We start from the raw sequence: 23,122 nt of genomic DNA, 5'->3' as shown, positions 1-23,122 counted from the left end.
CCGAAACGACGTTGACCCGCCCGAAAGTTTCGGGCGGGTCAACGTCGACGACGCTCAGCCCTCGTAGGGGACCGCGTCCATGATCACGACCTGGAGCTCCTTGCCGTTGGGCGCCTCGTAGGAGACCGTGTCGCCCTTCTTGTGGCCGTTGATGGCCGACCCGAGCGGGGACTGGGGCGAGTAGACCGTCAGGCCCTCGGGCTCGATCTCGCGGGCACCGAGCAGGAACGTCTCGAGCTCGTCGTCGTCATCGCCGACGAACTTGTAGGTGACGACCATGCCGGGCTCCACGACACCGTCGTTGGGCGGGGTCTCGCCGACCTCGGCGCGCCGCAGCAGGTCCTCGAGCTGACGGATGCGGCCCTCGATCTTGCCCTGCTCCTCGCGGGCGGCGTGGTAGGCGCCGTTCTCCTTCAGGTCGCCCTCGTCGCGGGCGGCGCTGATGCGCGCGATGATCTCCTGGCGGACCGGGCCCTTGAGACTCTCCAGCTCGGACTGGAGCTTGTCGTAGGCATCCTGGGTCAGCCAGACGGTGCCGGGCTGTGCAGCCTGTGTCATCGGGTACTCCTACACACTTCGAGGTACGGCGGTGCGACCCGCCCGTTGGTCTCGTCCCTGGGGACGTCCGGGGTGCGGGGGTGTGCGAATACGCGCGGGGCCCTCTCCCTCGACGGCCCTGCGGGACGGTCAGACCGACCACTGTAACAACTGACGTGCCTGAACGCAGATCGACCGGGCCGCGCTGTGGGCGAGCGGGGCCGTGCGGGAGCCGCTCAGCGGGCCCGGTTCTGCCCTGGGGCGGTGCACCCCATCAGCTCGACGGAGGTGGCGCGGCGCTCGGTGCGGAAGATCTGCTCGGTGCGCCCGCTGCCCGTCGGGGTGAACGAGTGCTCGCCGACGATCGAGTGGTCGGCGGCCGAGGCACGCAGCAGGCAGGTGGCCTCGACGTCCTCGTCGGCCAGGGCGATGCGCACGACCGCGCGCACCTCGTGGTCGTCGACCACGTCGTAGCCCACCATCGACGACTCGACCTCGGGCGTCGACTGTGCCCACATCGTCCAGCCCAGCCAGCCGAGGAACGCCGCCGCCAGCACGGTGCTCGCGCCCAGGAGCGCGGTGCGCCGCCACGGCGCGGGAGCGCCGTACCGGTCGGCCAGGTCGGTGGACGTCGTCACGCCCTGATCGTCCCATCCCACGGCGCGCCTAGGATTGCCGGGTGACGCAGCCCGCCTCGACGTCGTCCGGCAAGCCCCGCGCCGGCCTCCGCCTCATGCACGTGCACGCCCACCCCGACGACGAGTCGTCCAAGGGCGCGGCGAGCACCGCCAAGTACGTCGCCGAAGGGGTCGACGTGCACGTCGCGACCTGCACCGGCGGCGAGCGCGGCTCGATCCTCAACCCCAAGATGGACCGTCCCGAGATCCTCGAGAACATCACCGAGATCCGCCGGCAGGAGATGGAGCGCGCCCGCGACATCCTCGGCATCCGCCAGGACTGGCTGGGCTTCGTCGACTCCGGCTGGCCCGAGGGCGACCCCAAGCCCCCGCTGCCGGAGGGCTGCTTCGCGCTCGTGCCGCTGGAGGAGGCGATCGTGCCGCTGGTGCGGCTGATCCGCGAGTTCCGCCCGCACGTGATGACGACGTACGACGAGCGCGGGGGCTACCCGCACCCCGACCACGTCAAGTGTCACGAGATCAGCGTGGCGGCCTTCGAGGCCGCCGCCGACCCCGAGCGTTTCCCCGAGCTCGGCGCGCCCTGGCAGGTGCTCAAGCTCTACTACCACCACTCCTTCAACCGGCCGCGGATGACCGCGATCCACGAGGCGATGCTCGAGCACGGCCTGGAGTCGCCCTACGCCGAGCGGCTCAAGGAGTGGAAGCCCGAGCCCGAGTGGGACGCGCGGATCACCACCCGGGTGCCCTGCTCGGACTACTTCGGGGTGCGCGACCAGGCGCTGCTCGCGCACGCCACGCAGATCGACCCCGACGGGTTCTGGTTCGCGGTCCCGCACGAGATCCAGCAGAAGGTCTGGCCGACCGAGGACTTCGAGCTGGTCGTGAGCCACGTCGACTCCCCGACGCCGGAGGACGACCTGTTCGCCGGCATCACGAACCCTCAGTGAGAGGATCGTCCCCATGCACGTGCTCACCCTGGCCCCGGACCTGCTCACGATGGTGGTCTCGTTCGCCGACGAGGTGCCCGAGGAGGACGACGTCAAGGCCGGCTGGCTGGCCTTCGGCATCTTCATCGCCCTGATCGTGGCGGTGGCGTTCCTGGGCTTCAGCCTGGTCAAGCAGCTGCGCAAGGCGAAGGCCGCCCAGGAGGCCGGCGTCTACGGTCCGGTCGAGACCGAGAGCTCCGACCAGGCCCACCCCACCGCCTGAGCGCGGCTCAGCGCCGGACCAGGCGCACCAGGCAGTCCCACGCGGTCCGGGCCGGCTGCTCGCCGTGGCCGTCACCGACGGCGCGCGGCACCCGCTCGGCCCGCACCAGCTCGTAGGGGAGGTCGCCGAGGTCGGCGAGCACGTCCTCGGCGCTCATCAGCACGGCCGGGTCCTGTGGTCCGCCCGTGCCCTCGGTGAGGTTCGTCGAGTCGTGGGCGACCAGGAACAGCGTGCCGCCGCTCGCCAGTGAGTCGTACGCCGCCCGCACGGCGGCCCGGCGCTGCTCGGCGGGCAGCTGGAGGTAGGCCAGGAGCACGAGGTCGTACGCCGAGGGCTCCGACCAGGTGGTCGCGTCCGCGCACACCCAGCGGACCGGGGTGTCCCCGGCCACCTGGCGGCCCTTGTCGAGCGCGACCTGGGAGAAGTCGGCGGCGGTGACCCGCCACCCGTGCCGCGCCAGCCAGATCGCGTTGCGGCCCTCGCCGGCCGCCAGGTCGAGCGCCCGGCCGGGCGTCAGGTCGCCGAGCTCGGCGGCCACGAACTGGTTGGGCTCCGCAGACCACACCAGCTCGCTCGCGGCGTAGCGCTCGTCCCAGTCCTCGGCGTCCACAGGAGCCAGTCAAGCACGCCGGTCGGTGTCGACCAGGCCGTTGGTGGACCGGTCGTGGTGGAGCGCCGCGGTGGGGATCAGGAGCACCGGACACGGCGCGTCGTGCAGGACGGCCCGGGTCACCGGGCCCAGGCGCGACCCGATCTCCCGGTGGATGCCGTGGCGTCCGAGCACCACCAGCCGCGACTCGGCGGCGGCCGCCAGCAGCGCGGGCAGCGGAGCACCGTGCTGGACCTCCACCTCCACGTCGACCGGGAGGCCGGGCCGGAGCGGTCGCAGCACGTGCTCGATGTCCTCGCGCGCCCAGGCCTCCCACTCGCGGCCCACGCGCAGCAGCACGGCCTCGTCGTAGGGCTTGGGGAACGACCACGTGTGGAGGACCCGCAGCGGGGCGCCGTGCTCGCGGGCCAGCGCGACGCTGGCGCGCAGCAGGTCGGCGCTGTGCTCGGGGGCGTCGATGCCGACCGTGATCGGCCGAACGTCTCGATCGGGCGCCGTCCACGCCGGCGGCACGCAGGCCAACGGGATCTGGGAACGACGGACGGCCGCCCCGTCCAGGGACCGGGTGAGGCTGCGGATCAGGTGCAGCAGGTCGCGGCGCTGGAGGACCACGACCCGCGCGTCCGTGCTGGTGTCCAGGACGGCCTCCACGCACGGGCCTCGCACCAGCTCGCCGGTCACGCTCAGGCCGGGGTCGACCACCGCCTGGGCGTCCCGGAGAGCGTGACGCATGACCCGGGCGGCGCCGGCCTCGGTCACGGGAGGACCCGAGAGCGAGGGCCCCGGCTCGTAGGCGTGCACGAGCCGGATCGGACAGCGATGGACCGCGGCCTCGGCGGCGGCGAAGCGCAGCGCGGCGTCGAGCTCGCCCCGCGGGACGCTCACGACGACGGGAGCCGCTGTGGGATTCGTGCTCATGTGGCCTCCTCCGAGTGTGGCCATGTCCACGTCGAGCGTCTCTCACACCGGTGCGACCGGGCAGGGCCGGAGGTCCCGTGCGCCGTCGACGGAGCGCCCGCGGACGGCGGCTCAGCCAATCGCTCAGCGCTGGCGGACCGCCAGCCACAGGCCGATGCCGCTGCCGCCCACCAGGACGAGGCCCGCGACCAGCAGGACCGCGCCGACGGTGTCGAGCACCGGGACCTCGGCGCCGACCGACACGGCGGCCGAGACCGGTGTCGTGCCCTCGCCGTTCATCACCACGAGCGTCCACTCGCCGTCCTCGGGCTCCCAGGTGATCGCCTGCGGGCCGAGACCGCTCGCCGAGCTGACCCAGAACTCTGCCTCGGTCGGTGCCACGGCGGGTGAGCCCCCGTCGACGAACGTGAGCGTCGGCCCGCCGTCCCCGTCGAACGGGTCCAGGACCGTCGAGTGCGCCACGTCGGTGAGGTAGCGGTCGACGTCCGCCGTCCGGGCCACGCCGAGGAACACGCCGTTGGGCGTGGTCGGGTCGGCGGTCGCGGTCATGGTGCCGAGGAACCGCTCCGGCAGGTCGAACGTGGTGGAGTCGGTGTGGATCTCGGCACTTTCCGAGCGCACCGCATAGCCCGGCGACTGCCAGCGATGGGTGCTGCCCATGACGAACCCGTCGTCGTTGCGCAGCGTGGAGTCGGCGAGCCGCAGTGCGCCGCCGCCCACGACCATGCCCACGCCGAGCAACAGGAGGACCGAGGAGGTGACCGTCGCCAGCACCCGACCGGCGCTCCACGGCCGACGCGGCGCCACGTGCACCGGTGACACGGGTGGTGGCACGGGTGGTGGTCCGGGCGCGGACGGCGGGACGGGCGGCGGGACGGGCGGCGGGACGGACACGGACATCAGCAGGCACGACCTTCGCAGCGGAGGGCTCCCTCGCCGCCCAGCCTCGTGAGCGTCGCCCTCGGCGAGCAGAGCAGAAGGTCCCGGCGGGTCAGAGGACTTGGCCACGGAGCGCTCCGAGCCCGCGGTCAGACGGCACCGGCGCCGGCATGCGCGTCGCCGACCGGGTCCCGCTGCGACCCGGGCCGGCGCTGCGTCATGCGGAGCGCCAGTGCCGCCCGGTCCGGTTGCCTCCCGCCGCTCCGGTCAGCGACGGGAGGAACCACCCCGACACCACGCCACGCAGGCCACCGGCGACGCCCCCTGTCACGGTCCCGAGGACCAGGACCGACCAGACCGGCCAGGACGCCTCCGGCGTGGTGGCGCCGAGGAAGATCACGACCATGGCCACCGGCCAGGCCGTCGTGCTCGCGCGACCGCGGCGAGGCCGGCGACGACGCCGAGGCCACCGGCCGACCGGGCCGCACCAGCGGCCGCGGTCATCTCGATGGCCTCGGCGATCACACGCGTCGACACCCACCCCGCCCCCCACGCGCGGTACGGCGTCGCCGCGTCCGCGCGGGTCCGGGTGGCGAGCACGGCCTCATTCCATCCCGGAACCCACGCGGCGTTCAGGGCACTAAGTCACGTCCGAGTCGCGACTTGGGTCACCGAACGTCGGACCCCGGTCCCGACGCCCGGGCGGCGAGGACCGCGCGGGCGGCCTCCCACCGGGCGACCGGCACGCGGAACGGCGAGCAGGACACGTAATCGAGACCGACCTCGTGGAAGAAGTGGATCGACTCGGGGTCGCCACCGTGCTCGCCGCACACGCCCAGGTGCAGGTCCGGCTTGGCCTTGCGGCCCAGCTCGGCAGCGGTCCGCACCAGCCCGCCGACGCCCTCGGTGTCGATGGACTCGAACGGCGAGGCGGTGAAGACGCCCTTCTCGAGGTAGGCCGCGAAGAACTCCGACTCGACGTCGTCGCGCGAGAAGCCCCACGTCATCTGGGTCAGGTCGTTGGTGCCGAAGGAGAAGAAGTCCGCCCAGTGGGCGATCTTGTCCGCCGTCACCGCCGCGCGCGGGATCTCGATCATGGTGCCGATCGGGATGTGCAGCTCGACGCCCTGCTCGTCGAGCACCGTCGCCACGACCTCCTCCAGCTGCGCTCGCACGAGGGCGAGCTCGCGCTCGGTCGACACCAGCGGCACCATGATCTCCGGGCGCGGGTCCCCGCCGGCCAGCACGCGGGCCGCCGCGGCCTCCGCGATCGCCCGGGCCTGCATGAGGAACAGGCCGGGGATCGTGATGCCGAGCCGGACGCCGCGCAGGCCGAGCATGGGGTTCTGCTCGTGCAGCCGCTTCACGGCCTGGAGGAGCTTGCGGTCGTGCTCGTCCTCGATGTGCCGCTCGTCGGCGAGCGCGACGTGGACGGCGAGCTCGGTCATGTCGGGCAGGAACTCGTGCAGCGGCGGGTCGATCAGGCGGATCGTCACCGGCAGGCCGTCCATCGCCTCGAAGATCTCGGTGAAGTCCTGGCGCTGGAGCGGCAGCAGCTTGTCCAGTGCCGCGGCCTGCCCGGCCTCGTCCTCGGCGACGATGAGGTGCTCGACCAGCTCGCGACGGTCACCGAGGAACATGTGCTCGGTGCGGCACAGGCCGATGCCGGAGGCGCCGAACCGGCGGGAGCGCTGAGCGTCCTCCGGGGTGTCGGCGTTCGCCCGGACGTCGAGACGACGTACCTCGTCGGCGTGCATGAGCAGGCGGGCCACGGCGTGCGCGACCGGGTCGTCGACGTCCTCACCCTCGAGCTTGCGCACCACGGCGGAGTCGCTGACCGGCACCTCGCCGAGGAACACCTCGCCGGTGCTGCCGTCGATGGAGATCACGTCGCCCTCGTTGACGACCGGGCCGTTGCGGACGATGAACCGGCGGTTCTCCGGGTCGACGTCGAGCGCCTCGGCGCCGCACACGCAGGTGCGGCCCATGCCGCGCGCGACCACGGCCGCGTGCGACGTCTTGCCGCCGCGGCTGGTCAGGATGCCCTGGGAGACGACCATGCCGTGCAGGTCGTCGGGGTTGGTCTCCTTACGGACCAGGATCACCTTCTCTCCGCGAGCCGCCCACTCGACCGCGGTCGCGGAGTCGAGGACGACCCGGCCGACGGCCGCGCCCGGCGAGGCGTTCATGCCGGTGGCGACGGCGCGACGCTCGGGGTCGGGTGCGAAGCGCGGGAACATCAGGGCGGCCAGCTGGTGGCCGGTGACGCGCAGCATCGCCTCGTCACGGTCGATGAGCAGCTCCTCGGCCATGTGCACGGCGATCCGCACGGCGGCCTCCGGGGTCCGCTTGCCCACGCGGGTCTGGAGCATCCAGAGCTTGCCGTCCTCGATGGTGAACTCGATGTCGCACATGTCGCGGTAGTGCTTCTCGAGCGTCGCCATGATCTCCATGAGCTCGTGGTACGACGTGGGGTCGATCTGCTCGAGGTCGGCGAGCGGGACCGTGTTGCGGATGCCGGCGACGACGTCCTCGCCCTGGGCGTTGGTCAGGTAGTCGCCGTACACGCCGGGAGCGCCGCTGGCGGGGTCGCGCGTGAATGCGACGCCGGAGCCCGAGCTCGCGCCGCGGTTGCCGAACACCATGGCCTGGATGTTGACGGCGGTGCCGAGGTCCTCGGCGATCCGCTCCTGGCGTCGGTAGAGGGCCGCGCGCGGGGTGTTCCAGGACTTGAAGACCGCGAGGATGCACTGGCGAAGCTGCTCAGCGGGGTCCTGCGGGAAGTCGTGGCCGGTGTGCTCGCGGATGACGACCTTGTACTCGTCGATGAGCTCGCGGAGGTCGTCGACCACCAGCTCGGTGTCGGCGATGACGCCGCGGCGCTTCTTCAGCGCGTCGAGCCGGTCGGCGAAGGCGTCGTGCTCGATGCCGAGCACGGTCCCGCCGAACATCTGCAGGAGCCGACGGTAGGAGTCGGCGGCGAACCGCTCGTCCCCGCTCTGGTTCGCCAGGCCCACGACGGACTCGTCGTTGAGCCCGACGTCGAGCACGGTCTCCATCATGCCGGGCATCGAGAACTTGGCGCCGGAGCGGACCGAGACGAGCAGCGGGTCGGTGGGGTCACCGAGTCGCCGGCCCATCGTGTCCTCGAGCGCTCGCAGGTGCTCGGCGACCTCGGCCGCCAGGCTGTCTGGTTCCTTGCCCTCGACGAGGAAGGCCCGACAGGCCTCCGTCGAGATCGTGAACCCGGGGGGAACGGGCAGACCGAGGTTGGTCATCTCGGCCAGGTTGGCGCCCTTGCCACCCAGCAGGTCCTTGAGTTCCTTGTTTCCCTCTGCGAAGTCGAAGACGAACGTTGTCATGGACCGAGGGTCGCCCGGTCGCGGAAGTAAAGCGAGGGGCGAAGGTCCTGGGCCGTAGCGGAGGTGACCGGTGTCCTTGGCCACCAGGTCCTTGGTCCCTAGGGCCGGCGGTGCGAGGTGCCCGACCGTGGATCGGAGAGATCGGAGGCCCGATGCACACCACACCAGCCCCCGTGGTCGTCGCCGTCGGAGCGAAGGTCTCACCGGTGGCGATCGAGTTCGCCGCGGCCGAGGCGCTCCGCCTGCACCGCGGTCTCCACCTCGTGCACGGGATGTACGCCGGCGGCGGTGAGACTCCGGCCGACGCGGACCTCGACGGCCGGACCGGCGCCGAGCGAGCCAGGCTCGAGCAGGAGGCCGGCGACGTGCTCGGCGCCGCCGTGCGCCATGCGGTCGCGGTGGTCGGTGGCCTGGTCCCCGTCACCTCGACGCTCGCGCGTGCGACCGTGGTCTCGGCGGTCTACGCCTCCGCCCACGACGCGCCGCTGGTCGTGGTCGGTCGCTCGCCGGAGTCGCGGCGCACCCACCCCTATGTCCGCTCGATCACCGGTGGGGTGGCCGCCCGGGTGCACGTCCCGGTCGTGTCGGTGCCCGACGAGTGGACCGAGGACCAGGCGCCGGCCCACGTCGTGGTCGGCGTGGACCACCCGAGCCAGAGCCTGCCGGTCCTGCACGAGGCCTTCCAGGCGGCGCGTGACCGACAGGCGTTGCTCACCGTCGTGAGCAGCTGGTGGGACCCGACCACCTACGTGCACGACCCGGTGGCGTTCGCCGCCGACCACACCTGGCCCGAGCGTCTGCGCGGTGAGATCGAGGCGGTGCTGCCCGAGCTCCAGGCCGAGTACGGCGAGGTCCCGGTCGAGCTCCACGTGCGCAAGGCGCGCCCGGGCGCGGTGCTCATCGACGCCTCCCGGCACGCCTGCCTGCTGGTCCTCGGACGCCACGACCCGGTGCTGCCGCGCGACTCCCACCTCGGCCCGATCGCCCGGTCGGTGCTCGCCGAGGCCGTGTGCCCGGTTCTGCTGACGACACCACGCCGGCCGAGCCGGAGCCGGCGCACGCCCCGGCGCGCGTCGCAGCCTGCCTGACCCTGACCGAGCGGGCGGGCGGGGATCAGCCGAGCCCGATCGGCACCACCACGACGCTGCACGCGGCCCGCTCGACCACGACCGGCGCGATCGAACCGTAGACGAGCTCGTTGAGGAACGGCTTGCGACGATGGCCGATCACGACGACCGCGGCCTCGCGCGACTCCTGGAGCAGGCGTTCGTCGGCCATGCCGCAGCTCAGCTGGTGGTGCACCTCGACGCCGGGGTGGGCCGCCGCGTGCGGACGGACCGCCTCCTCGAGCGCGTGCCAGAGGTCGTCGGTCCCGGGCGTCCCGGGGGCGACGTCGCGGATCCCCTCGGCGACGCGGACGGCGTCCCAGAAGCAGTGGAGCACCGTCAGCGGCAGCTGGCGGGCCTCGGCGACCCGGAACGCGACGTCGAGGATGCCGACGTCGTCGGGCTCGCCGGCGATGCCTGCGACCACGCGCGCGCCCCGGTCGGCCGGCTGGGCGCGCACCACGGCCACGGGACACCGGGCGTGCTTGACCATCGCGCTGCTGACGGAGCCGAGGAGGAGGTGTCGGATCGGCCCCAGGCCGCGGGTGCCGACGACCATCAGGGCCGCCTCGTCGGAGGTCTCGAGCAGCGTCTCGCGGGGGTCGCCCAGGCGGATGACCTGGTGGATCTCGAGATCGGGATACGCCTCGCGCACCGGCTTCTCGGCCGCCGAGAGCAACGCGCGGGCGTCCTCCTTGATCATCCGGCACACGTGGCGGTGGTCGACGCCGGTCGCCTCCATCCACCCCGTGCCGGCGGGGGCCGGGGCGGGAGCCGCGTGCGCGAGCACGAGCGGGCGCCGTTCCGCGGCCGCCAGTGTCGCGGCCTCGTCGACGGCGTGGGACGCGGACGCCGAGCCGTCGACGCCGACGACGACGGACCCGGCAGGCACGGTGGTGGTCATGCCCCCATTCTCGATCGACGCCAGGGGCCGGACCATGGCCGGAGGGCTCGGGGCCCGGGACCTAGGACCCCTCGTCTAGGGCACGGCCTAGCGCTTGCGGGTGGCGGGCATCAGGACCTCGTCCAGAGGCCGGCGCGGTGTGCGCGGCAGCGCGCTGCGCGAGATCTCCTGCCAGCCGGTGCGCACGAGCAGCTGGGGGTGCAGCAGGGCGCCGAGGACCTCGTGGTGGAGGGCGGCGCGCGTCTCGTCGACCTCGATCACCTGGCTGAGCGGCACGACGGACAACCCGTCCTTCATCGCGTGGAGCCACACCATGCTGAGGGCCTCGCCGGCGCGCAGCCATCCCTCCGGGTCGTCGGTCTCGGTGCCGATGATCAGCAGTCCGTCGGAGTTCTCGATCGTGCCCCGCGGGTCCTGCGTCGGCGTGTGCTCGACGAACCGGGAGAGTCGGCTGGGGGTGCGCCCGTCGGGCTCGGGCAGCAGCTCGCGAGGGATCCCGTCGACGTCGCTGTGGTCGAGCCACGAGCGCTGCTCGTCGGCGAAGCGCTGGTCGGCCCTCTCGATCGTGGTCGCCCGGCTCACGAGCAGCTCGACGCGGACCCGGTCGGTCGCCGCGGCCACCGGCACCACCCGCACCTGGTCGATCTCGACGGAGGTCGCCAGCCGGCCCAGACGCTCCGGCGGGATCGGCCAGGAGGTGAAGCGGCGACGGTCCGTACGCCGTTCCAGCAGGGCCTGGAGGTCCTCGACCGCCTCCGGGGGCCGGGCGCCGACGCGCAGGTGCAGCGTCGCCAGGTGGTCGGGGTCGCGGGGGTCGGGCAGCCGGGTGATCTCGGCGGGCCAGCCGAGCGCCGCGGCGGCCACGGCGGCCTGGTTCAGGGCCGCCCCGCAGCTGATGGTCAGGTTGCGGCCGGAGGTGTCGCTGGCCGCCAGCTGACGGGACCGGTCGGCGTGCAGCTCCACGCGGTCACCGCGCACCCGCCACAGCCAGGGCTGGGTGTTGTGCACGCTGGGCGCCCGCAGGGCGGCCTCGGCCACGCGCAGCCCCGGGGCGGCGTCCGGACGCTTGACGCCCATGGCCCCTGGCGTCACGCCGGCCTCCTTGGTCCTGGACATGTGAGACGACCCCCCTCCGAGCACGGTCGGTCAACCATCGCCGGGCCCAGGGCCTCGGACCAGGGGATTTGGTCCCGAGACCTTGTGACCATGAGCGGCTGGTCACGCGGCCGGACCCCGGGCTCCGGCTGGGCTCCGGCTGGGCTCCGGCTGGGCTCCGGCTGGGCTCCGGCCGGGCTCGAACGAGAGGGTCAGTCCACCCGGACCTCGATCACGCCGGGGACGGTGTGCGCCACGACCTGGGCGAGCGAGCGCTCGGGGGCGCCGGAGGGTCCGGAGACGTTCACGATGCCCTCCGAGACCTCGACCAGCCAGTCGGCGTGGCCCAGCGAGGCCAGCAGCTCGTCGACGTCGGCGGCGATCTTGTCGTCGGCTCGTGCCAGCACCTGCACGACGTCGCTCCGGCTCACGACACCGACCAGGTGGCCGTCGTCGTCGATGACCGGCAGGCTCTTGACGGCCGTCGAGGTCATCACGTCCACCGCGCGGGCCAGGTCGTCGTGTGCTCGCACGGCGACCGGGTGCCGGGTGTAGACCTCCTCGACGGTGCGCGGCGGGAACACGGGCTCCAGCGAGACCGGGCGCTCCTGGGCTCGGGGGTCGGGGGCGAGGACGTCGCGGATCAGGTCGGCCTCGCTGACGACGCCCTGCAGACGGTTGTTCCCGTCCACGACCGGCATGCAGGTGATGCCGTGCTGGGCGAGCCGCGAGAGCGCGTCCTTGATCGTGGTCGAGGGACGCACCGTCATCGGCTCGGGGGTCATCAGGTCCTGCACCAACATGGTGCTCGCCCTCCTTCGGCAGCGGCCGACATCGTCGTCGGTTCCTGGCTCCAGCCTCCGGTGCCAGGGGCCGCGGACCCAGGGACGAAGGTCCCGCTAACCGGGGGCGATCGACAGGCAACAAGCGGAGCTCGGCCACCTAGGTTGATGAGCATGGAGGAGGCAGAGCGTCCGAGCGGGAAGATCACGGTCTACCTGCTCGACGACCATGAGTTGGTGCGCCGCGGGATCCGGGAGCTGCTGGAGAGCGAGGGCGACATCGTCGTCATCGGTGAGTCCGGCCTGGCCGTCGAGGCCGCCCGCCGCATTCCCGCGCTCCGGCCCGACGTCGCCATTCTCGACGGCCGGCTGCCCGACGGCTCGGGCATCGACGTCTGTCGTGACGTCCGCTCGGTGGACCCGGGCATCGCCGCGCTGATCCTGACGTCGTACGACGACGACGAGGCGCTGTTCTCCGCGATCATGGCCGGCGCGGCCGGCTACATCCTCAAGCAGGTCAAGGGCACCGACTTCGTCGAGACGGTCCGTCGGGTCGCCGCAGGACAGTCGATGCTCGACCCCGCGGTCACGGCGCACGTGCTCGACCGACTGCGCGCAGGCCCGCGGATGGACCCCTCCATCGAGCAGCTCACCGCTCAGGAGCAGCGGATCCTCGAGCTGATCGGCCAGGGCATGACGAACCGGCAGATCGCCGCACACCTGTGCCTGGCGGAGAAGACCGTGAAGAACTACGTGTCCTCGATGCTCGCCAAGCTGGGCCTCGAGAGCCGCACCCAGGCCGCGATCTTCGCGACCAAGCACCTCGGCGTCTGAGCCGAGACGTCCTCGGCAGAGGACCACGAGACCGGGGGTCATGGGGACCGGGAGCCTGTCGGCTCCCGGTCCCGGGTCCTTCCGGCTCCTCCAGGGCTTCCCAGGGTCCAGCGTTCAGTCCCCGTTGACGCCGTAGAGCCGGCGTCCGGTGACCTCGTGCACGTCGACGCGTACGAACAGCGTGCGGCTGCCGGTCGGCCAGACCTCGAGCCCGATGAGCATGTCCGGGACGTCCTGGGCCTCGACGAGCTCGGCCGTGCCGACCACGACCACGCTCCACCCCGCGCGGGTGGTCGGGTCGATCTGGTCCACCTCGACCACGACGCGCTGGTCGCGGCACTGGCGGGCCAACGTGGAGTCGGCGGTCGTGCGGAACCACACCGCTCCGGCGACCACCGTGTAGTTGACCGGGACGATCGCCACGCCGTCCGGACCGAGCCACCCCAGGCGGGCGATGTGCGCGGTCTCGAGGAGGCTCCAGCAGTCGTAGGACAACAACGTCGCAAGCCGGCCTTCGGACTCTTGTCGTGTCGTCATCTGGTCCTCCGTCTGCAGTGGTCGGTGCGGGCTCGCCGCGGGTGGATCCCCCCACGCTGCTCCTCGGGGCGAGCGCCTCCCAGGACGTTGCGACCCGGTCTTGCGGGACCTTGGTCCCGGCGACCCACCGACTTGGTAGCGTCTGCCCTGGCCGGAGTTGAGTAGGGGGCCATCATGGAGACGCCGCGGCATGCTGAGCCGGACGCCACCGCTGTACGAATCGGGTCGGAGCTGGCTGGGACCGGCTTCGACGAGCTGCTCCGTGAGGTGCTCGTGCGGGTGCACGGGGTCCTCGACGACCGCGCCCGCTGGCGGCTGCTGCTCGACGCCGTGGTCACGATGGCGGCCGACCTCTCGCTCGACGACCTGCTGAGCCGCATCGTCGAGATCGCCAGCGACCTGGCCGACGCCCAGTACGCCGCGCTCGGGGTGCTGGGCGCCGGCAACGACCACCGGCTGCAGACCTTCGTCACCCACGGGGTGAGCCCCGACCAGCACCGCGCGATCGGCGACCTGCCAACCGGGCACGGGCTGCTCGGGCTGATCATCGACCAGCCCGCCCCGCTGCGGCTGCACGACATCGCCGAGCACCCGGAGTCCTACGGCTTCCCGCCCAACCACCCCCCGATGCGGTCCTTCCTGGGTGTGCCGGTGCGGATCCGCGACAAGGTCTTCGGCAACCTCTACCTCACCGAGAAGGTCGGCGGCGGTGACTTCACCGAGCAGGACGAGGCGATCGTCGTCGGGCTGGCTGCTGCGGCCGGTGTGGCGATCGAGAACGCGCGACTCCACGAGGAGGCCGCCCGGCGCGAGCGGTGGCTCGCCGCGACCGCGGAGATCACGGCGCTGCTGGCCGGCCCGGGAGGCCAGGACGAGGCGCTGCAGATCGTCGCCGACCACGCTCGCGAGCTGGCCGCCGCCGACGTGGCCTGGATCGTCGCTGGCTCCGACGCGGCCGCGCTGCGACTGCGCGTCGTGTCCGGCGAGGCCGCCGACCCGGCGGTGATGGACACCATCGACCTGGAGTCGTCGCTGACCAGCAGCGTGGTGCGCACGGGGGCCCCGGTCTCCGTCGAGGACCTCTCCGACGACCCGCGCGCGATCAACGTCCCCCGCGCGCTCGGCTGGTCACCGATGGGTCCGACGATCATCGTGCCGCTGCGCGGGTCCGCGGGGGTCGAGGGTGCCCTGGCCCTGGCTTGGGAGCCGGAGCACCTGATGGCCTTCCACGCCGTCGACCCCTCGCTGCCGGCCCGCTTCGCCGAGCAGGCAGCGCTCGCGATCGAGGTGGGGCGGGCCCGTGAGGACCGGCAGCGACTGGCGCTCTTCGAGGACCGCGACCGGATCGGGCGCGACCTGCACGACCTGGTCATCCAGCGCCTGTTCGCGGTCGGGCTCGGCCTCCAGAGCACGGCGCGGGTCGCCGACCGGCCCGACATCGCCGAGAAGCTCGACGCGGCGGTCGACGACCTCGACGCCACGATCCGCGACATCCGCCGCACGATCTTCGCGCTCGGGTCGGGCGACAACGCCTCCGACATCCAGGCCGAGGTCACGCGGATGGTCGACCGGGCGGCCGGCACGCTGAAGTTCCGGCCCGCGCTGCGGTTCGAGGGGCCGGTCCGCACGCGCGTCGGCGCCGACGTCGCGCCCGACGTGCTCGCCGTCCTCACCGAGGCGCTCTCCAACGCCGCGCGGCACGCCCAGGCCAAGAAGGTCACCGTCGAGCTCGCCGTCGTCGAGGGCATCCGGCTGACCGTCGCCGACGACGGGCGCGGGATGCCCGACGACGTGCCCCAGAGCGGACTGTCGAACATGCGGCAGCGCGCCGAGCGGCGCGGTGGGCACTGCACGATCACCTCGCGCCCCGGCGAGGGCACCACCGTCGAGTGGTGGGTCCCCTCCTGACCGCGTCCGGCGTGCCTGCTCCGCTGCTCAGCCGGCTGCTGTGCGGTTCTCGGCGTGCCACCGGCGGGCGGCGACGGCGACCTCGCGCGCCCAGGTGACGGCGTGCTCGAGCTCACCGGCGACCAGGGGTCCCTTCACGTCGTGGACGAGGAACGGCGTGGGGCGCGACACGAGGTGGTAGCCCCGGCGGGCGAGCAGGTGCGAGGCGCGCGTCGAGGCCGCCTTGGGCAGGCTGCGGACCTTGGTGACCCGGGTGTCGAACGCCGCCGCCGCGCGACCCCGCGACTCCTCGCGTGAGCCCATCTCGCCGATCCACTCCCGCACGCCCGTGCTCGCGAGCTCGGGGGCTGCGCCCTGCCTGACCGCGTCCTGACGGGTCGAGGGCCGGCTCAGGGAGAACGCGTGGGTCGGTGCACCGACGACCAGGAGGTCGAACTGCGCGTCTCGGGGCGCGGGCGCGTGCCGTACGTCGACGAGCTGGGTGACCAGACCCTCGGCGCGCAGGCCGTCGGCCACCGCGGCTGCGACGTCCTGGGTCGAGCCGAACATCGACTCGTAGACGACGAGCGCCCTGAGGGCCGGGGCCTGTGCTTGGTCCGACGGGGGCGGGTCCGGCTGTGCCTGGCTGCTCATCGTGGTGCCTCCTGCCCAACGGTGCCGTGCGTCACCTGCCAATGTCCATCCGGGTCTGGGGGATCGCACGGGCCGACGGACCACCCGCCTCGGGCCCTAGGTCCCTCGGAGGAGAGACAGGCCCAAGGCCCCTGTTGCCCTGCTCCGGGTGCGCGGAGATTGGCAGGAGAGGCATCGAGGAGGTCGTGGAGTCTCGCCGGGTAGGTGCGACCACCGCGCCTCGTCGACGCGTGACGAAGGAGTCGACATGCTCGAGACCAAGCCGGCCAAGATCCTGCTCGGAGTCGGGGACGAGGACGTGGAGGGTGCTCTCGCGTACGCCGTCGCGGCGGCGGAGCGCCGCGGGGTCGGGGTGCACCTGCTGCACGTCGTCCCGGGCGTCGCCGTCGGCGCCGTGGGCATCGAGCCCTCGATGATGGTGATCGAGGGCGACGCGCTGCGCGACCGCGGCAGCGAGCTCCTGGAGGAGGTCGCGCGCCGGCTCGAGCACGAGCTCGGCGAGCTGCCCGTCAGCACCGAGCTGCACGCCGGCCCCGTGGTGCCCGCGATCACCGGCACCAGCCGGCACGCCTCGCTGGTGGTGCTCCAACGGCAGCGGATGGGCCGACCGGGACGGATCCCGACCCTCTCGGTCACCAACGCCGTCGCGGCCCACGCCGACGTCCCGGTCGTCGCGGTGCCGGCCGGCTGGTCGCCCGATCCCGAGCGTGACCGTCTGGTCGTGGCCGGGCTCGGTGACGTGGCCGTCTCCGCCGAGGTGGTGCGCACCGCGCTCGAGGAGGCCGGGCGGCGCGGCGGCCGGGTCCGGTTCGTGCACGCCTGGCACTACGCCGACAGCTATGACGACGTGATCTCCGCCGGGGCGGCGGCGGTCAGCTACGACGTACGGGTCCGCGAGCTGCTCGAGAAGGCCCTCGCGCCCCTGCTGGCCGAGCTCCCCGACGTACCCTCCGAGCTCGTGTCGCTGCGCGGTCGGCCCGCCGACCTGCTGGTCGCGGAGTCCGCGACGGCCGGCGTCCTGGTCCTCGGCCGGCACCGGTCCTCGATGCCGTGGGGTCCGCACCTGGGCTCGGTGGTGCGCGCGGTGCTGCGGGAGTCGGCGTGCCCCGTGGTCGTCGTCGACCCGGTCCCCGTGACGAGCAGCTGAGCAGCGCCGTCGCCCGGGGACCCCCGGGGACCGGCTGAGGGTCGAAGGGCCCGGGCGCGGCGGGCGGTCGGCCCTGCTCTCGGGTGCGGCTCGGGTCGACCATGGAGACAAGGCCGGAGAACAGGCTCGACAACAGGAGGTCAGGTCATGACCACTCAGCCACGTCCCGTGGTCATCGGTGTCGACGGGTCCGACGCGAACGCAGGCGCTCTGCGTTACGGGGTCGAGGAGGCTCGGCGCACCGGTGCCTCCGTCAAGCTCGTGCACGTCGTGCCCGACTACGTCCCGATCTCGCCGATGATGCCGCTGACGCCCTCGGAGCTCACCGAGACCGGGGCGAGCGTCCTGCGCCACGCCGAGGAGCAGGTCCGCCGGATCGCCCCCGACGTCGAGGTCGAGGGGTGGCTGCACCACGGCACCCGCCCGGTGCAGCTGGCGAACGCCGCCGAGCACGCCCAGGTGGTCGTGGTGGGCCGCGACAACCGACCGCTGCTCGAGCGACTGCTGCGGGGTGACACCGCCGCAGGCGTCGCCGCCCGCAGCAGCGTGCCGATGGTGCTCGTCCCGGCCGACTGGACGCCGGAGCCCCAGCGCGGCGTGGTGCTGGTGGGCGTGAAGTCGCCCTCGCACTCGACCGCCCTGCTCGGCGACGCCATCGGGCTGGCCGCCGAGCGTGGCGCGAAGCTCGTCGTCCTGCACGCCTGGAAGCTGCCGAGCGGCTACGACGACATCATCGAGACCCGGGTGGGTGCCGAGGACTGGCGGCGTCAGTCGATCGACGAGATGGAGGCGCTCCTCAAGGACTGGCGGGCCGGCTTCCCCGACGTCGAGGTCGAGATCCGCGTGGTCCACGACCACCCCAGCTTCGCGCTGGTCGAGGGATCGGCCGAGGCCGACGTGGTCGTGCTGGTCCGGCGCGCGCACGGCGTACCCGCCGCCACCCACCTGGGCGGCACCGCGCGGGCCGTGCTCCGCTCGGCGCACTGTCCCGTGCGGGTGGTGCCTCCGGACGCGATCGGGCCGATCCCCGGCCTGGTGCTCGAGCAGGCGGGGGCGATCCGGGCGTGAACGGGCCGGCGGGCGCTCCTGGGTTGTCCGCCGCCGAGGCCGGCGCGCGGTTGCGCGAGCAGGGACCGAACCTGCCGCCGCGCGGCCGCCAGCGACGGTTGGTCGGGCGGGTCTACGACCAGCTGCGCGACCCGATGATCCTGCTGCTGCTCGGCGCCTTCGTGGTGATCGTCGCCCTCGGCGACGTCGCGGACGCCTCGATCATCGCCGCGGTGGTCGTGCTCAACACGACGATCGGGGTGGTGCAGGAGGTCCGGGCCGCCAACGCCCTGGCCGCGCTGGACCGGATGGCCGCGCCCTGGGCGACGGTGCTCCGCGACGGTGAGCTGGTCCGCGTGCCGTCGCCGGACGTCGTCGTCGGCGACGTGGTGCGCCTCGAGGCCGGTGACATCGTCCCGGCGGACGGTGAGCTGGTCGAGGCCGCCGGTCTGCAGGTCGACGAGTCGGCGATGACCGGTGAGTCGGTCCCCGTCATCCGGGGGCCGGGGGAGGACGTGCTCGCCGGGACGGTGCTCACGCGAGGACGCGGCTTCGCCGTGGTCTCGCGCACCGGCGCGGACAGCGGGCTGGGCGGCATCGCAGCCCAGATCGCCGCCGCGGGGGTGCGGCCCACGCCGTTGCAGCTCCGGCTGGCACGGCTCTCGCGCCAGCTGGTGGTGCTGACCGTGGCGGTCGCCGCGCTCGTGCTGGTGCTCGGCCTGCTGCGCGGCGAACCCCTCAGCGACATGGTGATCCTCTCGGTCAGCCTGGCGGTCGCCGCGATCCCGGAGTCGCTCCCCGCGGTGGTCACGATCGCGCTCGCGCTCGGCGCCTACCGGATGGCGCGCCGCTCGGCACTGGTGCGACGGCTGCCCGCCGTCGAGACGCTGGGCTCGGTCACCGTGCTCGCCTCGGACAAGACCGGCACCCTGACCGAGGGGCGCATGGTGGTCCAGGAGCTGTGGTCGCCGCGCGGGACGTGGCGGGTGACCGGGCACGGGTACGGCGTGGACGGCGAGCTGGTGGCCCAGCACCCGGACGCCGTACCGGCCGACCTCGACGACCTGGCCCGCGACCTGGTGCTCTGCAACGACGCGCACCTCGGTACGCCGAGCGACCTGCCCGAGGGGCCCGAGGGGACCGACGTCCCCATCGGCGCGGAGTGGTCGGTCGTGGGCGACCCGATGGAGGCCGCGCTGCTGATCGCCGTCGCCAAGCACGACCCCGCGGCCCTGGAGTCCGCCGCCACCTGGGAGCGTGTCGACGAGTCGCCGTTCGACAGCGAGACCAAGCGGATGACCACGATCCACCGGGCCACCGGCCACGAGGGCGGCTGGCTGGTCGTCTGCAAGGGCGCGCCCGAGGCGGTGATCGGCCTGCTCGCCGACCGGGAGGTCGCGGCAGCCGCCGAGCTGGCGGCCACCGGGCTGGCCGAGCGCGGCTACCGCGTGCTGGCGGTCGCCGACCACCGCTCCTCCGAGCGGCCCGACGACCCCGACGCCGGCCTCGTGCTGCGCGGGCTGGCCGCGCTGGCGGACCCGCCGCGCACCACCGCCGAGGAGGTCGTGCGGGCCTGCCGCGACGCCGGCATCCGCACCGTGATGATCACCGGCGACCACCCGGCGACAGCGCGCGCGATCGCCGACGAGCTGACGCTCACCCGTGAGGGGCCCGAGCTCGCCGAGGGCGACGAGGTCGGCCGGGGCGACCGTGCCGACTGGGCCGACCGGGTCGACCGGATCGGGGTGTACGCGCGGGTGCGTCCCGAGCACAAGGTCGACATCGTCGACGCCTGGCAGCGCCGTGGCGACGTCGTCGCGATGACCGGCGACGGCGTCAACGACGCGCCCGCGCTGCGACGGGCCGACATCGGGATCGCGATGGGCGACCGCGGCACCGAGGTCGCCCGCCAGGCGGCGGACCTCGTGCTGGCCGACGACGACCTGCGCACGGTCGTCGTCGCGGTCGGTGAGGGCCGGCGCATCTACGGCAACATCCGCAAGTTCCTGCGCTACGGCCTCTCCGGCGGGTTCGCCGAGGTGATGGTGCTCGTCGCCGGCCCGTTCCTCGGCATCCCGATCCCGCTCGGGCCGGGGCAGATCCTCTGGATCAACATGATCACCCACGGGCTCCCCGGGGTCGCCTTCGGCGGCGAACCGGCCGACCCCGCGGACATGAAGCGCCCCTCGCCCTCGCCGGAGCAGTCGGTGCTCGGCCAGGGGCTGCTGCGCCAGATCCTGGTGGCGGGCTCACTCATCGCCGCGGTCGCGCTCGCGGCCGGCCTCCTTGCCCCCGAGAGCCACCGCCAGACCTGGGTGTTCCTGACGCTCGGCCTCGCGCAGCTCGGGGTGGCGCTGTCGCTGCGCGCACCTCGGGGCGGCTTCGCCTGGCGGTCCCGCGGGCTCGAGGCGGCGGTGCTGATCGCCGCTGCTCTCCAGGTGCTGGCGGTCGTCTGGCTGCCGCTGCGCGACCTGCTGCGCACCGACACCGTGCCGGCTGCCGACGCAGGGCTGGTGCTCGCGCTCAGCCTGGCGCCGGGACTCGTCCTCGGGCTGTGGCAGCGCGTGCTCAGGCGCCGGATCGAGGACCGCGTCGACGAGGTCGAGGACGGCGTCGACGGTGAGGCCGTGGACGACGTCGAGGGCGACGTCGAGGTCAGCGCTCGCCGGGGTTGAGCCAGCGCCCGGTGATCTCGTCGACGTCGATGACCACGGTGGCCGACCGCGGTCCCCGCGGCCACGGCTCGGGCCCGGACTCGTCCTCGGGCTCGCCGTACCGCACCTCGGCGCGGCCCCGGGCCAGCACGCTCCAACCGGTGTGCGTCGCCTCGTCGATGCGGTCCACCTGGAAGGCGACCCGTTCGACGTCCGCCTTCTGCACCATCGCGGAGTAGGCCGCGGTGCGGATCTTGATCGTGTGTCCGTCGACGGCGAAGTTGACGGGCACGACGACCGGGCCGGTCGAGGTGCTCCACGCGATCCGCCCCACGGGTGTGGTCGTGAGCAGCTGCCAGCACTCGTCGGCGGGGAGGTCCACCAGCTGTCCGCGGGCTGCCTTGTCCATGACTCCTCCTCCGATCGGCCCTCCGCGCTGTCATCCGGGGGGTAGTCCCGAGTAAACCCGATCGCGCCAGCCGGGCCCCAGGTACCACGACCTCCGGGCGGAGGACCTACGTCTCTGACGGCTGCCCGGCCCGCAGAGCATGGTGGGGGCAGAGGTTCTGAGGACCGGGGCCGCGGCCCCGTGACGCGGGTGGAGGAGACAGTCATGGACGTGACCGAGATCGGTGTCCTCGTGGCCGTGGGCCCGGACGGCATCGGCGACGGCGCGCTGGAGGTGGCCGCTGCCGACGCACGCCGACTCGGCGTCGGCATCGAGCTGCTGCACGTCGCGCACACGCAGGTCGTCACCGTGCCGACGCGCGACGAGCACGAGCTCGCTCTGGGCCGCGCACACGCCCAGGTGGGCCAGCACGTCCTGACCGAGGCCGTGGAGCGGTTGGAGCCCCTGGTCGAGGGGCAGGTCCCGATCACCTCCGAGATCGTCGAGGGTCATGTCGCCCGCACGATCGTCGAGCGCGGCACCGCGACCCGCCTCATCGTGCTCGAGGCGCGCGAGATCGGCCCGGTGGGCCGCCTGGTGACCCGCTCGGTGTCGACGAACGTCGCCGCCCACGCGCACGTGCCCGTGCTCGTCGTCCCCCGGACGTGGACGTCGTCCGGAGGTGCCGGCCTGCCGATCACCCTGGGCATCGACGAGCCCCTCGACGTCAAGCACGAGGCGCCCGCGGCGCTCGAGCTGGCGCGCGCCACCGGCCGGCCGCTCGTCGTGCTGCACGCCGCCTGGATCGCCGAGCCGTACCAGGGTGTGGCGTTCGTCGGCTATCCGATGAAGCAGTGGCTCGAGGACGCCTACCGCGAGCTCGACACCGCCCTGTCGGGCATGGTGATCGAGGGCGACCTGGTGACCTGCGACGTGCACTGGGCGCGCCCGGTCGACGCGCTCGTGCGGGCCACGCAGCGCTCCTCGCTGCTCGTGCTGAGCCGGCGCCCCACGACCCGTCCGCTCGCCCCGCACCTCGGCCCGGTCACCCGCGCGGTGCTGCACCACGCAGAGTGCCCCGTGCTGGTCGCCGACCGCGAGCACTGACGACGACGACGCCGTTCGTCGGGCGCTCGGGCCCTGGGGCCCTCGCTGCTCGATCCACGGGTGCCGGCGCATGCGAATGGCCCCGCCGGCCGTGGCCGGCGGGGTCGGGCGGTCAGGTATGTCGGGTGTAGGTCCGGCCGTGGGGGCTGGTCCACACCAGGAGCCGGTGCCCGACGCGCAGGAGGGTCCAGCCGCCGCGGGTCTTCAAGCGATGATGGAACCTGCACTCCGGGACGAGGTTGCACGAGCAGGTCGGGCCGCCGTCGGCCCAGGCGATGACGTGGTCGAGGTCGCAGCCCCGCGACGGACGGGAACAACCCGGGAACACGCACGTCGGATGCGTCAGGAGCACTTGTTCACCTTGCCGTGGTGAGGGCGTGTAGCCGGGGACCTCGATGTGCTCGCCGAGGTCGACCACGGGCCGGATGACGACCGGTCCGGTGGCGGTGGCGCACCAGTCGGCGACCTGCGCCACCAGGACGTGGGAGCGGGTGTTCTCCACGCCGGCCAGCGCGCTCTCGGACAGGTGCGTGTAGATCACGAGCTGACGCCTCTTGACCGGCCGCTCTGTCTCGGCCTGCTCTGGTGTCAGCATGAGGTCGCCGCGGGCCAGGGCCCCGGCGGCCATCGCACGGCGCACGTCGAGGGGCTGGTCGCAGCCGAGGTCGGCGAGCTGCTGGGCGCCGGTGGTCACGGCGTGGTCGAGGTCGAGGGCGTCGGCCAGGTCCAGCTCACCGCGCACCGTCGCCGTTCCCTCCAACGAGGGGGAGTTGGTGTCGACGTCGAAGAACCGGCCCTCCGCGGCCAGCAGGCGGCGGTGCTCGGCC

At 73.3% G+C, this 23,122-nt stretch carries 24 protein-coding genes; 9 read left to right on the top strand and 15 right to left on the bottom strand.

What is annotated here, in order from left to right; all coding sequences use genetic code 11:
- Window positions 1-54: 54 nt before the first annotated feature.
- Window positions 55-558, bottom strand: coding sequence for a transcription elongation factor GreA (gene greA / locus Q0L15_RS13280; RefSeq protein ID WP_296604922.1), 504 nt, complete (start codon window positions 556-558; stop codon window positions 55-57).
- Window positions 559-773: 215 nt separating this feature from the next.
- The gene (locus Q0L15_RS13275) at window positions 774-1,175 is read right to left on the bottom strand and encodes a DUF4307 domain-containing protein (RefSeq protein WP_296604921.1); all 402 of its coding nucleotides are present in this window, start codon (window positions 1,173-1,175) and stop codon (window positions 774-776) included.
- Window positions 1,176-1,270: 95 nt separating this feature from the next.
- On the opposite strand from Q0L15_RS13275, the gene mca reads away from it, so the two are divergent.
- Together mca and Q0L15_RS13265 are read left to right on the top strand one after the other, a co-directional pair.
- Window positions 1,271-2,122 (top strand): mycothiol conjugate amidase Mca, encoded by an 852-nt coding sequence (mca, locus tag Q0L15_RS13270; RefSeq protein WP_296604930.1) that lies wholly within the window; start codon window positions 1,271-1,273, stop codon window positions 2,120-2,122.
- 13 nt (window positions 2,123-2,135) lie between these two features.
- Window positions 2,136-2,384 carry a hypothetical protein gene (locus Q0L15_RS13265; protein ID WP_296604920.1) on the top strand — a complete coding sequence of 83 codons (249 nt, stop codon included), beginning with the start codon at window positions 2,136-2,138 and terminating at the stop codon, window positions 2,382-2,384.
- A gap of 7 nt (window positions 2,385-2,391) precedes the next feature.
- On the opposite strand, the gene Q0L15_RS13260 is transcribed toward Q0L15_RS13265, so the two are convergent.
- The 6 genes from Q0L15_RS13260 to ppdK form a co-directional block, all read right to left on the bottom strand.
- Entirely contained in the window at window positions 2,392-2,994 is a 603-nt protein-coding gene (locus tag Q0L15_RS13260) for a bifunctional 2-polyprenyl-6-hydroxyphenol methylase/3-demethylubiquinol 3-O-methyltransferase UbiG (RefSeq protein ID WP_296604919.1), read from the bottom strand.
- Window positions 2,995-3,003: 9 nt separating this feature from the next.
- Window positions 3,004-3,912 (bottom strand): universal stress protein, encoded by a 909-nt coding sequence (locus Q0L15_RS13255; protein WP_296604918.1) that lies wholly within the window; start codon window positions 3,910-3,912, stop codon window positions 3,004-3,006.
- 123 nt (window positions 3,913-4,035) lie between these two features.
- Window positions 4,036-4,734, bottom strand: a complete 699-nt coding sequence (locus tag Q0L15_RS13250) for a hypothetical protein (RefSeq protein WP_296604917.1) — start codon at window positions 4,732-4,734, stop codon at window positions 4,036-4,038.
- Between the two features lie 274 nt (window positions 4,735-5,008).
- Window positions 5,009-5,203, bottom strand: a complete 195-nt coding sequence (locus tag Q0L15_RS13245) for a hypothetical protein (protein ID WP_296604916.1) — start codon at window positions 5,201-5,203, stop codon at window positions 5,009-5,011.
- On the bottom strand, window positions 5,188-5,391 hold the full coding sequence (locus tag Q0L15_RS13240; protein WP_296604915.1) for a hypothetical protein: 204 nt from the start codon (window positions 5,389-5,391) through the stop codon (window positions 5,188-5,190). Before Q0L15_RS13240 ends, Q0L15_RS13245 begins: the two co-directional genes overlap by 16 nt.
- A gap of 68 nt (window positions 5,392-5,459) precedes the next feature.
- Window positions 5,460-8,153 carry a pyruvate, phosphate dikinase gene (ppdK, locus tag Q0L15_RS13235; protein ID WP_296604914.1) on the bottom strand — a complete coding sequence of 898 codons (2,694 nt, stop codon included), beginning with the start codon at window positions 8,151-8,153 and terminating at the stop codon, window positions 5,460-5,462.
- A gap of 152 nt (window positions 8,154-8,305) precedes the next feature.
- Between ppdK and Q0L15_RS13230 the strand changes: the two genes are divergently transcribed.
- Window positions 8,306-9,241 (top strand): universal stress protein, encoded by a 936-nt coding sequence (locus tag Q0L15_RS13230; protein ID WP_296604913.1) that lies wholly within the window; start codon window positions 8,306-8,308, stop codon window positions 9,239-9,241.
- Window positions 9,242-9,266: 25 nt separating this feature from the next.
- On the opposite strand, the gene Q0L15_RS13225 is transcribed toward Q0L15_RS13230, so the two are convergent.
- The 3 genes from Q0L15_RS13225 to Q0L15_RS13215 all read right to left on the bottom strand — a co-directional run bounded on the left by Q0L15_RS13225 (window position 9,267) and on the right by Q0L15_RS13215 (window position 12,061).
- Complete coding sequence (locus tag Q0L15_RS13225) at window positions 9,267-10,163, bottom strand: universal stress protein (RefSeq protein ID WP_296604912.1); 897 nt, start codon at window positions 10,161-10,163, stop codon at window positions 9,267-9,269.
- Window positions 10,164-10,250: 87 nt separating this feature from the next.
- A complete protein-coding gene (locus tag Q0L15_RS13220) occupies window positions 10,251-11,279 on the bottom strand; it encodes a hypothetical protein (protein WP_296604911.1) in 1,029 nt (342 codons plus the stop codon).
- Window positions 11,280-11,470: 191 nt separating this feature from the next.
- Window positions 11,471-12,061 (bottom strand): CBS domain-containing protein, encoded by a 591-nt coding sequence (locus Q0L15_RS13215; protein ID WP_296604910.1) that lies wholly within the window; start codon window positions 12,059-12,061, stop codon window positions 11,471-11,473.
- A 153-nt stretch (window positions 12,062-12,214) separates the two neighbouring features.
- Between Q0L15_RS13215 and Q0L15_RS13210 the strand changes: the two genes are divergently transcribed.
- The gene (locus tag Q0L15_RS13210) at window positions 12,215-12,874 is read left to right on the top strand and encodes a response regulator transcription factor (RefSeq protein ID WP_296604909.1); all 660 of its coding nucleotides are present in this window, start codon (window positions 12,215-12,217) and stop codon (window positions 12,872-12,874) included.
- Between the two features lie 114 nt (window positions 12,875-12,988).
- Here the strand turns inward: Q0L15_RS13210 and Q0L15_RS13205 are convergent, their stop codons facing one another.
- Window positions 12,989-13,411, bottom strand: a complete 423-nt coding sequence (locus Q0L15_RS13205; RefSeq protein ID WP_296604908.1) for a pyridoxamine 5'-phosphate oxidase family protein — start codon at window positions 13,409-13,411, stop codon at window positions 12,989-12,991.
- 174 nt (window positions 13,412-13,585) lie between these two features.
- Between Q0L15_RS13205 and Q0L15_RS13200 the strand changes: the two genes are divergently transcribed.
- On the top strand, window positions 13,586-15,319 hold the full coding sequence (locus Q0L15_RS13200; RefSeq protein WP_296604907.1) for a GAF domain-containing protein: 1,734 nt from the start codon (window positions 13,586-13,588) through the stop codon (window positions 15,317-15,319).
- Between the two features lie 27 nt (window positions 15,320-15,346).
- Here the strand turns inward: Q0L15_RS13200 and Q0L15_RS13195 are convergent, their stop codons facing one another.
- Window positions 15,347-15,952: a flavodoxin family protein gene (locus Q0L15_RS13195; RefSeq protein WP_296604906.1), complete on the bottom strand. Its 606-nt coding sequence runs from the start codon at window positions 15,950-15,952 to the stop codon at window positions 15,347-15,349.
- A 247-nt stretch (window positions 15,953-16,199) separates the two neighbouring features.
- Here Q0L15_RS13195 and Q0L15_RS13190 point away from each other — a divergent pair, with 247 nt between their 5' ends.
- The 3 genes from Q0L15_RS13190 to Q0L15_RS13180 all read left to right on the top strand — a co-directional run bounded on the left by Q0L15_RS13190 (window position 16,200) and on the right by Q0L15_RS13180 (window position 20,821).
- A complete protein-coding gene (locus Q0L15_RS13190) occupies window positions 16,200-17,099 on the top strand; it encodes a universal stress protein (protein WP_296604905.1) in 900 nt (299 codons plus the stop codon).
- 147 nt (window positions 17,100-17,246) lie between these two features.
- Window positions 17,247-18,167: a universal stress protein gene (locus Q0L15_RS13185; RefSeq protein ID WP_296604904.1), complete on the top strand. Its 921-nt coding sequence runs from the start codon at window positions 17,247-17,249 to the stop codon at window positions 18,165-18,167.
- Window positions 18,164-20,821: a cation-transporting P-type ATPase gene (locus Q0L15_RS13180; protein WP_296604903.1), complete on the top strand. Its 2,658-nt coding sequence runs from the start codon at window positions 18,164-18,166 to the stop codon at window positions 20,819-20,821. Before Q0L15_RS13185 ends, Q0L15_RS13180 begins: the two co-directional genes overlap by 4 nt.
- On the opposite strand, the gene Q0L15_RS13175 is transcribed toward Q0L15_RS13180, so the two are convergent.
- A complete protein-coding gene (locus Q0L15_RS13175) occupies window positions 20,802-21,209 on the bottom strand; it encodes a pyridoxamine 5'-phosphate oxidase family protein (protein ID WP_296604902.1) in 408 nt (135 codons plus the stop codon). The two genes, Q0L15_RS13180 and Q0L15_RS13175, sit on opposite strands and share 20 nt — an antisense overlap.
- 204 nt (window positions 21,210-21,413) lie before the next feature.
- Here Q0L15_RS13175 and Q0L15_RS13170 point away from each other — a divergent pair, with 204 nt between their 5' ends.
- Window positions 21,414-22,295 (top strand): universal stress protein, encoded by an 882-nt coding sequence (locus tag Q0L15_RS13170; RefSeq protein WP_296604901.1) that lies wholly within the window; start codon window positions 21,414-21,416, stop codon window positions 22,293-22,295.
- Between the two features lie 112 nt (window positions 22,296-22,407).
- Here the strand turns inward: Q0L15_RS13170 and Q0L15_RS13165 are convergent.
- On the bottom strand, window positions 22,408-23,122 hold a 715-nt coding region (locus Q0L15_RS13165), incomplete at its 5' end, for an HNH endonuclease signature motif containing protein (RefSeq protein ID WP_296604900.1).

Origin of the sequence: Nocardioides sp. (genome assembly GCF_024509035.1) — a bacterium.
In the GTDB taxonomy this organism is placed as follows: Bacteria; Actinomycetota; Actinomycetes; order Propionibacteriales; family Nocardioidaceae; genus Nocardioides.
Note: the sequence above shows the minus strand (reverse complement) of the source record. Positions and strands in the feature narration are given on the sequence as shown.